Raw genomic sequence first — 10,761 nt, 5'->3', positions numbered from 1 at the left:
CTCGAAGGTGTGGCGCTTTTTCTGCAGGGGATATTGTTCGTCGGCGCTGCCGATCACGGTCACCTCCGCCGCGTGGAGCTCCACGGCCTGCCCCGCGGCCGGCGACTCGGCAACGAGCCCCCGGACCGCCACGGCGGCGCCGGTGCCGATGGCTCGCACCTCGTCGTAGTTGGCGAGTCCCGGTTCGGCCACCACCTGGAGGCTCGCCAAGCACGATCCGTCATTCACCGCCAGAAAGGCGACCCCCTTGCCAACGCGGCTCGTCCTGACCCACCCCTTGACAGTCACTTCCCTGCCGGCCGGGGCTCCGGCCAGTATCTCCCGTATCCGTATCCGCTCGTTCATGTCCTGTCCCCTGCCCATTTGACTTGCCCTTCCCCTTCGGTATAGTCTGGAGGAACGACGAAGCCAATTGTACAGCAAAGGAGAAGAGAGTCATGCGTAAAATATTCGCTGCGGCATGCGTTCTGGCGATTGCGGCTCTGGCCGTGCCGGCTCTGGCAGCCGACGTATCCCCCACCCAGAGCAAGATCGACGCGTCCGCCAAGAAGCAGACCTACCCCAAGGTGGTCCTCTATTCGGTGGCCTGGTGCCCCCACTGCAAGGAGGCCAAGGAGTACTTCACGGCCAAGAACATTCCGTTCATAAACAAGGACGTGGAACTGGATGCCACGGCCATGGAAGAGCTGACCAAGAAATACAAGAGCCAGGGCGTGCCGGTGATCATCATCGGCAATGACAAGGTGCTCAAGGGGTTCAGCCCCGACGCGTTCGAAAAGGCGGTAAAAGAAGTCCAGTCCAAGAAATAGGACGCCGTTCGTGCACGATGGACAGAACGAAAAAGGGAGCCGAACGGCTCCTTTTTTCGTTCTATATGAAGCATTCTGCCCTCAGGAGGTTCCGCTTTTCGTGATGAGCATGACTCCGACGCAGACCAGAATTGTGCCGGTCCAGCGAAGGGGTGAAACGGTCTCGCCGAGAAACCACTGGGAAAGAAACGCAACGAGGACGTAATTGAGGGCCTGCATGGGGAGGGCGACGGACAGGTCTTCCCAGGAAAGGACCGCCAGCCAGAGGAAGAAGAAGATTGCCAGCATGGCGGTGCCGAAAATCAACTTCGGCGAGGTGAGGGCCTGTCCGGCCACATTGAGGATGCCCCGCAGGTTCATGGCCGACAGGTCGCCGAGTTCCTTCATCCCCTTGGCCAGGAGAATGTCGCCGATGGTGCCGGCCGACACCGCCATGAGCATGATGATTACCGTTTTAAGCATAGGTCTTGACCTCTCCCCGATAGTTGCCGAGTTCGATGCCGAGCTCCTTCAGGCGCCCCTTGACCCGGGGGCTCGTGAGAGCCGCCAGTTCCTCCTCGTGCCGATAGTCCGGCATCCGGCGCGTGATCTCGGCGCAGGGAAGGCAGCCGGGATGGAAGTAGAGTTCCGTGGTCCCTTCTTCAAGGGTATCGAGCACCCGGAGCAGGTACTCCTCGGTCATGCGGCCCGAATTGAGGAGTCCCTTCACCTCCTGCGCATAACCGATGCCCAGGTGGTCGAGAATGGGCCGGCACCGGCCGGCGAGCTTCGAGAAGATGAAGGCGTCCACCATCTTGCCGAACCCGCGTTCCCGCTCCAGGGCAAGGTTTGCCCTCAGGTTTTCCCGGCAGAGCCGGAAGGTGGTGATGCCGTGCTTGCGCATGAGTCCGCAAAGGAGGTCGAAGACCACCGGGTGCATGTGGATGTTCAGGTGGCCGTCCACATGGGAGAGCGGCAGCCCGGTCTGGAGGAAGCGGACGATCTGGGCCTCGATCTCGCGATAGAGTTGTTTGCGGAACGGGGGGATGAAAAAGTAGCGCATCCCCGTCTGGACCGGATCGTCGCTGAAAACCCCCTTGCTGTCGCAGATGGAGGGGAAACCACCGTGCTCCCCCACGGCCCGCCCCTGGACAAGGGTCAGGTGGAGCCCCACCTGGAGCCCGGGGTTGGCCTTTGCCAGGTGGACCGCCTCGTGAAATGCGTCGCCCCCCACCATGAGCGAGGCAGAGGTGAGTATCCCCTCCTGCCACGCCTTGATGACGGCGCGGTTGACCCCGTCGGAGAGGCCGAAATCGTCTGCATTGATAATGACGCGTTTCATGGGTTCGGAATCAGCAGGAATGGCCCGCGGCCTTGCGTTTTTTCATGTATTCCAGATACTGTTTCCCTTCCTTGAGCCGCTTGCGGCGCTCTTCGCCGTCGGTGATCATCTTCATGACCGTCCGGAGAATAAACTTGGGGCGGAAGTAGAACTTGTCGTAGAACTCCTCCACGGCATTGAAGATCTCCGCGTTGGAGAGGTGGGGATAGTTTATGACGCACATCTGGTGGCCCGTATCGTCAATGTAGGCGTCGGAGGCGATCCATCCCTCCTGTCGGCACAGGTCCCAGAACTCGGTGCCCGGATAGGGCGAGGCCAGGGAGGCCTGGATGGAGTTGAGATCCAAGGCTTTGGCGAACTCGATGGTCTCCCTGATGGTGTCCCGCGTCTCGCCGGGAAGTCCCATGATGAAGGCGCCATGCACGGAGAGACCGAGCTTTTTGCAGTTCCTGGTGAACTCGATGGCCTGTTCCTTGGTGACCCCTTTCTTGATGTTCTTCAGGATCTGCTCGTTCCCCGTCTCGTAGCCCACGACCACGTGGCGCAGACCCGCCTCGCGCATGATCTTGAGGGTCTCGTAGTCGCAATTTGCCCGGGCGTTGATGGTCCACGAGATGCCCAGCGGCTTCAGTTTGGCCGCCACCTCCCTGGCATGGCGCCGGTCCGCGGTGAAGGTATCGTCGTCAAAGGAGAGCTCGCGCATCTCGGGGATGTTGTCGACGATCCACTTCACCTCTTCGTAGACGTTCTGGGGGCTGCGGGTCCGCATGGCGCGCCCGGAAAAGGTCTGGGGCCAGAGGCAGTAGATGCACTTGGACGGACAGCCGCGGCTGGAGTAGATGGATACGTAGGGGTTTTTGAAGTGGGGGATGACATACTCGGCAATCGGCAGATCCCGCTTGTAGACCGGCGCCACGAACGGCAGCGCGTCCAGGTCCTGGATGGGGGGACGGTCGGGGGTATGGTGGATGACGCCGTCCTTCCAGAAACTGATACCGTCGATCTTTTCCCACTCGCGCCCTTCGCAGAGCTCCTTGGTGGTGTAGTCGAATTCGCCGCGGCAGACGATGTCGATGACCCCTTCCCCCTGCCGGAGCGACTCTTCCGGGAGGACCGTCACATGGGGGCCGGTCAGGACCGTCACCATGGCCGGCTTGCGCTCCTTGATCCGGCGGGCGGTTTCGATGTCCAGGGAAAGCGTGGGGGTAGACGTGTACATCACCACCATGTCATAGTCAGCGGCAATGGCAAGACAGGCGTCCAGATCGAAGCGCTGCACCGGCGCGTCCACCACGCGGGAGCCGTCGATCATCCCGGCCGGGAAACAGAGCCAGGTGGGATACCAGAAGGACGTCACCTCCCGGGAGGCCTGGTAACGGGCACCGGCGCCGCCGTCGAAATCTTCGTAGGTTGGGGGGTTGAGAAACAGGGGCTTCATGGGTGCTCCTCTGCGCGCGGGACTGGCATATCCGCGTGAATAATCTGGCAGAATAGAGCCATGCAGCAGCAATGTCAAGGGTTATGGGATAACGTACGGCTGGGCGCGGTCAGGCGACTTCACCCAATTGGGTCGCCCAGTTGCAGGCATCCATCTGGACGGGAGCGAGACGCTCCATGGAGAGCTGGAACCGCTCAAAGCTGCAAGCGATGTTTTCGAAATCGTCCTTTTCGATCTTCTCCACCAGGGTAAGGAGCTCTCCCAGCTCCCCGGTTCGGGAAAGCAGCGCTTCCCGCACGTCATTGTCCAGATTGAGAGGGGCAAGGACCTCGTCCATGGAAACCTTGAGCAGTGCGTCAGCCAGGGATAGGATACCGGTCATGAAGGCGCGGTCGGGGTAGTCCCGATCCAGGCGGGCAGCGGGCTGTTCCGAGATGATGAGCTCCATGAGACGGGCCCGGGTGGCAGCCATGACCAGGAGTGGGTTGTCCCCTACCCCCTGGGCGTTGTTGGCGAAGAGTGCCATCATGGCCCAGCGCCGCAACTGGTGGTAGCCAAGCACCATGATCGCGTGGCGAAGCGAGGTGATCCTTTCCTTGAGACCAACAGCAACGGAGTTGACGAGCCGCAGGAGATTGAGGACCAGATTCGGGTTCTGCTTGAAGGTCTCCTCCAGTTCCGCCAGTTCCACTTCTGCCACCAACTGATTGAAAAGCTTGACGATGGCCAGCCGGCCCACGTCGACGCGGGTGCGGGTGAGCACCACGGGGCGGGCGAAGTAGTAGCCCTGGAAATAGGTAAAACCGAGCTTGGCGCACCGCTCGTACTGCTCCACCGTCTCCACCTTTTCGGCCAGGAGCTTGGTGTTCCACTTCCTGAGCGTCTCGACTTCCGAGGCAAGATTTTCCAGGCCGGTGCGGAACAGGTCAATTTTGATCACGTCAACGAGATGGTAGAGGGGCTCGTAGACCGGTTCATAGACATGGTCGTCAAGGGCCAGGGAAAACCCCTTTTCCCGCAATTCATGGCAACGGCCGATAACGGTTTCGGTAATCGGCACATGCTCCAGAAGCTCGATGACCACCTTTTCGGGCGGAAGAAGCTCCAGGGCCTCGCTCATGAGGACATCGGCGTTGACGTTGATGAACCCCTTGTGCTTGCCGAGTATCTCCCGGAAACCGAAACTGGAGAGCGCATCGAAAATCACACTGGCACTGGCCTGGAGATAGTCGGTCACATTGGCGTGGAGAGAGTCGGCTGACCGGAACAGAAGTTCGAAGCCGTAGAGCCGCTGCTCCCGATCAAGGATTGGTTGTCTGCCCAGGAAAAACTTTTCTTCCGCCATGTCTTCACCCACCCCCATGTACACCGCGACTATGCCAAGCTTAACCCGCTATAATCGAAACATCAAGGAGCTTTAGTTAAATAGCGCGTCGGACCATGCTCGGTGCCTGCCTCCATCCGGCCGGGTTACCCGTCATGGAAGAGCATGCCCACCCTGCCCGGTCAGTTACGGGGATTCAACTGCAATGCCTGATCACCTCCGCTGCAATGGCTTCCAAAGGCAGCACCTTGATTGCCCCGCCGCGTTTGATGGCTTCGTTGGGCATGCCGAACACCACGCAGCTCGCTTCGTCCTGGGCAATGGTCATGGCACCGGCATCCTTCATCTCGCGCATGCCGCTGGCGCCGTCGTCTCCCATGCCGGTCATAATGACTCCCATGGCGTTCTTACCGGCATACCGGGCCGCCGAACGGAACAGAACATCTACCGACGGGCGATGGCGGGACACTAGGGGCCCGTCCTTGATCTCCACATAGTATCGGGCACCGCTCCGTTTGAGGAGCATGTGCCGGTTGCCCGGAGCAATGAGGGCCCTGCCGCGGATCACCGAATCGTTGTCAACGGCCTCCTTGACCGAGATACGGCAGATGCCGTCGAGTCGCTGGGCAAAGGCCCGGGTGAACCCTTCGGGCATATGCTGGACAATGACGATGGGCGGGCAATCGGCGGGGAAGGACTCCAGGAAAACGCGCAATGCCTCGGTACCACCAGTGGAGGCACCCACCACCACCACTTTCTCCGTAGTCTGGATCATGGCGCGGGAGGCCGGTTTCTCAAGGATTACGTCGGCACTGAGCTTGGGGGCAACGGCGTGGGGGCGGACGGGAATCTTCCTCAGCCTTGCCTGGCTGGCAGCCTTGATCGCATCGCAGATCCTGACCCGGGACTCCTCGAGAAACTGCTTGGTGCCGAGCTTCGGTTTCTGGATAATCTCCACAGCCCCGTACTCGAGGGCCTTCATGGCCGTTTCAGAGCCGTTCTCTGTCAAAGTGGAGCACATGACCACCGGAATCGGATGCTGGCTCATGATCTTCTGGAGGAAGGTGATGCCGTCCATGCGCGGCATCTCCACGTCAAGGGTAATGACGTCCGGCACTTCGCCCTTCATCCGCTCCGCAGCGATAAAGGGATCAGCAGCCGTTGCCATCACCTCGATCTGGGGGTCTGAGGCGAGAATATCCGCCATGGTCTGGCGGACCACGGCTGAATCATCGACAATGAGCACCTTGATTTTCTTCATGGATCTGCCCATCCCGGCCTTTTCCGGCTCAACTGTCCGCCTCGGTGCGGTTCAACCGTTTGAGCAGCACCTCACCCGTATGGGTATAGAAAAAGAGCTTGCGCCCACGGGTTCCCCCCACATCTGCCGCAACCACCTCAAGCCCTTCGGATGCAAGAACCTGGTGAGCGATGTCCACGTTGCGGCTGCCGACGCCCGGTCGGCTTGCGGTCGCCCCCAGCATGTCAGAACCGCCGAACAGTTTCACCTGGAGCTGCCTCGGGGTTATCCCGCGAGACATGAACATCTCCAGCATCCGGAAGATAGACGAGTCCACGTAACGAAAGGCGTCATCCCGCGGCCCGTCCGGCAATAGCGCATGACAGATGGCCGCCGCCCGGGAGAATACGTCGAACATGGTGACTGAAACGCAGGACCCCAGCACGGTCGTTACCACTGTCGGCTTCGTGGCGAAATGGAACTCTCCCGGCTTCAGGTAGATGTGAGGCAGCTTGGGATGCCGGGTGGTCATAACCCTTTCCGGTACACGGTGGATGCCATCTGGACAAAGGGAACATCCAGGCCCGAGAGGGTCTCGGAATGCCCCATGAACAGATAGCCGCCCGGGATCAGTTGCCGGTAGAACTTGTTCAGCAGCCGCTCCTGCGTCGTCTTGTCGAAATAGATGACCACGTTGCGGCAGAAAATAATGTCCATCGGTTCCCGCATGCCAAAGTCGCCATCCATGAAATTGAGGCGGCGGAATGTGATGCGGTGGCGGAGTTGGGGCACGATTCGCACCAGCCCCTTCTGCTCCCCTTTCCCACGGAGCAGGTACTTGCGGCGCAACGACAGGGGGACAGGATCGATCCGCTCTTCGTCATACACGGCAAGCCTGGCCTTATCGAGAACAGTGGTACAGATGTCGGTGGCGAGAATCGAAAACGAAATATTCTGCTGCTCGCTGAACTCCGAAAGCACCATGGCGAGGGTATAGGGCTCTTCACCGCTGGAACAACCGGCGCTCCAGATGGAAAGCGGCTTGCGCAGTCCGGCGCCGGTCCGCTCCATGAGCTCGGGCAGGGCCTGTGAGACCAGATAGTCGAAATGGGCCGGTTCGCGAAAAAAGTCGGTCTTGTTGGTGGTTACGACATCGATCAGGTGGACGAGCTCTGTCTCGGTACCAGTGCGGCTGAACAGGTACTCCGAATAGTCCTTGAACGAGTTGATCCCCAGCTTGCGCAACCGTTTCTGGAGCCGGGCCTCCAGCATGGTCTTTTTGACCGGCGGCATCTTGATGCCACAAGTGTCGTAGATAAACTCGCTGAATCGGGCAAACTCCCGGTCGGTCATGGCCGTCGTGGTAATTCTGTCAGTCGCAGCGCTAAACATCCCCCCCCCAGCCATACCCCGGAAACCCGGTCTCTACGCCGCCTCGCCCGACATCGATCCGGCAGTCGCAAGTTCGCCGCTGGTGAAGGTCCGATCGATGTCAAGAATCATAATGAACCGTCCATCGTGTTTTCCCATGCCGAGGATGAAATCGGTGTTGAGCTTGGTTCCTATCCGGGGGGCCGGCTCGACCTGCTCCGGTTCCATTTCGAAAACCTCCTGTACCGAATCGGCCAGGGCACCGAGTATGAGCGTTTCGCTCCCATGGGCCACTTCAACCACGATGATGCAGGTATCGACGGTCGGCGCAGTCTCGGACATGCCGAACTTGAGCCTCAGATCAACCACCGGCACCACGCTTCCCCGCAGATTGATCACCCCGCGCATGAACTGAGGAGTCTGGGGCACTCTGGTAATGGAGGTAAGCTCAAGGATCTCCCGAACCTTTGCCACGTCAACGGCAAACACCTCATCGTCAAGCTTGAAGGTAAGATACTGCCTGATTTCGGCGATTGCGACAACGCTCATGGTAAACCTCCGTAACGCATGGACAGCCAAGCACCCGGACCTGTTTCCTCCCAACGGAGAAACCTTGGGCCGATGGATGTCACTTTGTTGTGATATCGGTGAATAACGGGAAATCTTTAGGCTTCTCAGGATATTCCCGATAGGCGGCTACGGGAAACCTGATGCCGTGCCACGACACAACGCACTACATGGCTGCCCCTACGTTCTGAACGCCAATGGCCTCAGAATTTCTCGAACTCGCTATCCAGATGATCGTGGCCTGCCATGTCCAGGGCAAAGCCGCCTGTAACGGGAGCACCCGTGCGACCATAGCCGTTGGCCGTGCCATTGGGGACCGCAGGAAGCCTGATGCGCGCCTTGGCACTCGGCCGTGACGGCTTTGGCGCAGTCTTGCGTCTCACCTCTTCGCCGATCCTGAAGAAAGCAACCGTATCCTGGAGCTGTTCGGCCTGCGACGAAAGCTCCTCGGCCGTGGACGACATTTCCTCCGCTGCCGAGGCATTCTGCTGGATCACCTGGTCGAGTTGCTGGATGGCCTTGTTGATCTGCTCGGCACCCGTATCCTGTTCGCGGCAGGCGGCGCTGATCTCCTGCACCAGTTCCGAGGTGCGCTGAATATCGGGCACGATGGTGGCAAGCAGTTCGCCTGCCCGAATTGCAACCTCAACGCTCGACGAGGAAAGTTCACTGATTTCGCCTGCTGCCTTCTGGCTTCTCTCAGCAAGCTTGCGTACTTCGCTCGCCACCACCGCGAACCCCTTCCCGTGCTCACCCGCCCGCGCCGCCTCGATCGCAGCGTTGAGCGCCAGCAGGTTCGTCTGGCGGGCGATTTCTTCGATGATGGAAATCTTCGAAGCGATCTCCTTCATGGCCGAAACGGTATTGCCGACCGCCGTCCCTCCTTCGGTTGCGTCAGTTGCAGACTTGACGGCGATCCTCTCGGTCTGCGCCGCATTGTCTGCGTTCTGGCGGATATTGGACGACATCTGCTCCATGCTCGACGAGGCTTCCTCTGCCGACGCAGCCTGCTCGGTGGCCCCCTGGCTCATCTCCTCTGACGTGGCCGACAGTTGCTGACTGCCTGACGTGACGTTGTCCGCGGCCGCCATGATATCCGCCACCACGTCGCGCAACTTGGCCACCATGGAGGCAAGGGCCTTCATCAGTTCGTCGCGGTCTGAGCGCTCCTTCACCTCCACCGTCAGGTTGCCGGCGGAAAGTTCCTGGGCGAGCCTGGTAATTGCATTCATGGCATCAATGAGACTATTGAGGTTGTTTTTAATTTCGTTGAAATCTCCCTTGTATTCGGTCGTTATCTTCTCCGGAATATCACCGCGGCTGATCCGGTCAAGTGCCGTTGCCGTCACCTGTATCGGCTGCACAAATGCGTCAACCAACTGGTTAATGCCGGTCAGGAGCTCACCCCATCCGCCGCTGAAAGCCCGGGCATTGCCACGCACGCCCAGCCTGCCGTCTTGCACGGCGAAGATAAGGTCATCAGTTTCCTGACGCAGCCCCTTGAGCGTCTCGAGCATGGCATGGAGATTCCTGGCAAGAACGTCGCGGTCGGAGCGGACAACAACCTCGACTGCCAAGTCTCCTTCAGCCACGCGCTCTGCCGTCGTGGCAAGAGAACGCAGGGAGTCGATCATATTCTTCATGGACTTAAGTAGTTGTCCTGCCTCATCTTCGCGATCCGCGACGATCTCCATGGTCAAATCACCCTCTGCAAGGCGATTGCTTGCTTCCATGGCGCGGACGAGCGGGAGCGTAATGCTCCGAGTAATGAAAAAGGCCACGGCAACACCTATCAGGACAGCTATGATGCCGAACCCGATAAGGACCATGGTCACCTTGCCGATCGCGGCAACGTTATCGCGGCTATTGCTCAGGGCCTCGTTCACCTGGCTCTTCTGAAGTTTCTCGACCTTTTCGATCAGTGCTTCGTGGGATTTATCAAACTCCCTCATGAGAGGGTTGCCGGCTGTAATCCCCTGCTCCATATAGACCTTGGCCATCTTGACCCCGCTGAGATGAAAGGAGGTAAAGGCTGCCTCCAGTTCTTCCAGCTCCTTTAATGCAGCCGTATCATTTTCCTTGCGGAACATTTCGCGGAACTTCTCTACTTCCCGCTTTACAGTGGCAGCCGCTTCCTCAGCCCCCTTGAAACCATCGGGGTTATGGGTGGCGGCCACGGCTGTGAGACCCTCCGTCAACTCTGACAGGGCTAAGTCCATCTCGTACGCACTCATCAGGAATGGTATCGATTCTTCGGCCACCTGGCGCGACTCCTGATTGACCTCGCGCAGCAGAACAAGCGTTGCAAGGATCGCTGTCATGAATACGGCAACCACAACTCCGAAGCCGATACCAAGCCTCAAACCGACCTTCATGTTCTTGAACATAATCCGCTCCTTTGCCTGCGTATAGACGTCGGCATCTACATCCGGCGCTCATCCATGCAACACATATCTCTTCGACGGAGATGTAAATATATTTAGCTGGATTTTCTTTGATCTCCGATTGGCTGCAGAAAACGTTACCGAAATCATCTGTTCAAGGATAGCGACCAGTTGTTCCCGCGCCGGAGTTTTGGGGGTATTACCAGGGGTGATTGGCTCGTTGCAGGCGACAGAGGCATTGAAGCACCTGCTGGGAGTCGGAGAATTGCTGACGGGGCGTTTGCTCACGTATGACAGCCTGTCGCTG

Annotated in this window: 11 protein-coding genes and 1 pseudogene; 2 read left to right on the top strand and 10 right to left on the bottom strand. The window is 59.2% G+C overall.

Going from position 1 to position 10,761, the window contains the following annotated elements:
- On the bottom strand, positions 1-345 hold a 345-nt coding region (locus AC6CDK_RS16850; protein ID WP_496639926.1), incomplete at its 3' end, for an OB-fold nucleic acid binding domain-containing protein.
- A 92-nt stretch (positions 346-437) separates the two neighbouring features.
- Between AC6CDK_RS16850 and AC6CDK_RS16845 the strand changes: the two genes are divergently transcribed.
- A complete protein-coding gene (locus AC6CDK_RS16845; protein WP_039645689.1) occupies positions 438-809 on the top strand; it encodes a glutaredoxin domain-containing protein in 372 nt (123 codons plus the stop codon).
- Between the two features lie 81 nt (positions 810-890).
- Here the strand turns inward: AC6CDK_RS16845 and AC6CDK_RS16840 are convergent, their stop codons facing one another.
- From AC6CDK_RS16840 to AC6CDK_RS16800, 9 genes are all read right to left on the bottom strand, one after another.
- Entirely contained in the window at positions 891-1,271 is a 381-nt protein-coding gene (locus AC6CDK_RS16840) for an EamA family transporter (protein ID WP_039645690.1), read from the bottom strand.
- Complete coding sequence (gene hpnK, locus AC6CDK_RS16835; RefSeq protein ID WP_192905985.1) at positions 1,264-2,130, bottom strand: hopanoid biosynthesis-associated protein HpnK; 867 nt, start codon at positions 2,128-2,130, stop codon at positions 1,264-1,266. The genes AC6CDK_RS16840 and hpnK overlap by 8 nt, the downstream gene beginning before the upstream one ends.
- Positions 2,131-2,140: 10 nt before the next feature.
- On the bottom strand, positions 2,141-3,568 hold the full coding sequence (gene hpnJ / locus AC6CDK_RS16830) for a hopanoid biosynthesis associated radical SAM protein HpnJ (RefSeq protein ID WP_039645694.1): 1,428 nt from the start codon (positions 3,566-3,568) through the stop codon (positions 2,141-2,143).
- Between the two features lie 109 nt (positions 3,569-3,677).
- Complete coding sequence (locus tag AC6CDK_RS16825; protein ID WP_039648295.1) at positions 3,678-4,913, bottom strand: EAL and HDOD domain-containing protein; 1,236 nt, start codon at positions 4,911-4,913, stop codon at positions 3,678-3,680.
- Positions 4,914-5,088: 175 nt separating this feature from the next.
- The gene (locus AC6CDK_RS16820) at positions 5,089-6,153 is read right to left on the bottom strand and encodes a protein-glutamate methylesterase/protein-glutamine glutaminase (RefSeq protein ID WP_039648296.1); all 1,065 of its coding nucleotides are present in this window, start codon (positions 6,151-6,153) and stop codon (positions 5,089-5,091) included.
- 28 nt (positions 6,154-6,181) lie between these two features.
- A complete protein-coding gene (locus tag AC6CDK_RS16815) occupies positions 6,182-6,664 on the bottom strand; it encodes a chemotaxis protein CheD (RefSeq protein WP_039645696.1) in 483 nt (160 codons plus the stop codon).
- Entirely contained in the window at positions 6,661-7,524 is an 864-nt protein-coding gene (locus tag AC6CDK_RS16810; RefSeq protein ID WP_039645697.1) for a CheR family methyltransferase, read from the bottom strand. The genes AC6CDK_RS16815 and AC6CDK_RS16810 overlap by 4 nt, the downstream gene beginning before the upstream one ends.
- Before the next feature lie 33 nt (positions 7,525-7,557).
- A complete protein-coding gene (locus AC6CDK_RS16805; RefSeq protein WP_039645699.1) occupies positions 7,558-8,052 on the bottom strand; it encodes a chemotaxis protein CheW in 495 nt (164 codons plus the stop codon).
- Positions 8,053-8,273: 221 nt separating this feature from the next.
- Positions 8,274-10,457, bottom strand: a complete 2,184-nt coding sequence (locus AC6CDK_RS16800) for a methyl-accepting chemotaxis protein (RefSeq protein ID WP_192905984.1) — start codon at positions 10,455-10,457, stop codon at positions 8,274-8,276.
- 157 nt (positions 10,458-10,614) lie between these two features.
- Here AC6CDK_RS16800 and AC6CDK_RS16795 point away from each other — a divergent pair.
- Positions 10,615-10,761 (top strand): annotated as a pseudogene (locus tag AC6CDK_RS16795) (ThiF family adenylyltransferase); the annotation flags it as partial.

This window comes from Geobacter sp. PheSNFMC (assembly GCF_059620965.1).
This window is presented reverse-complemented; position numbering and strand designations above follow the sequence as displayed.

Coding starts and splice junctions, on each gene's coding strand:
- AC6CDK_RS16800 (WP_192905984.1), bottom strand. CDS start 10,457: ATGTTCAAGAACATGAAGGTCGGTTTGAGGCTTGGTATCGGCTTCGGA.
- AC6CDK_RS16845 (WP_039645689.1), top strand. CDS start 438: ATGCGTAAAATATTCGCTGCGGCATGCGTTCTGGCGATTGCGGCTCTG.
- AC6CDK_RS16810 (WP_039645697.1), bottom strand. CDS start 7,524: ATGTTTAGCGCTGCGACTGACAGAATTACCACGACGGCCATGACCGAC.
- hpnK (WP_192905985.1), bottom strand. CDS start 2,130: ATGAAACGCGTCATTATCAATGCAGACGATTTCGGCCTCTCCGACGGG.
- AC6CDK_RS16840 (WP_039645690.1), bottom strand. CDS start 1,271: ATGCTTAAAACGGTAATCATCATGCTCATGGCGGTGTCGGCCGGCACC.
- hpnJ (WP_039645694.1), bottom strand. CDS start 3,568: ATGAAGCCCCTGTTTCTCAACCCCCCAACCTACGAAGATTTCGACGGC.
- AC6CDK_RS16825 (WP_039648295.1), bottom strand. CDS start 4,913: ATGGCGGAAGAAAAGTTTTTCCTGGGCAGACAACCAATCCTTGATCGG.
- AC6CDK_RS16820 (WP_039648296.1), bottom strand. CDS start 6,153: ATGAAGAAAATCAAGGTGCTCATTGTCGATGATTCAGCCGTGGTCCGC.
- AC6CDK_RS16815 (WP_039645696.1), bottom strand. CDS start 6,664: ATGACCACCCGGCATCCCAAGCTGCCTCACATCTACCTGAAGCCGGGA.
- AC6CDK_RS16805 (WP_039645699.1), bottom strand. CDS start 8,052: ATGAGCGTTGTCGCAATCGCCGAAATCAGGCAGTATCTTACCTTCAAG.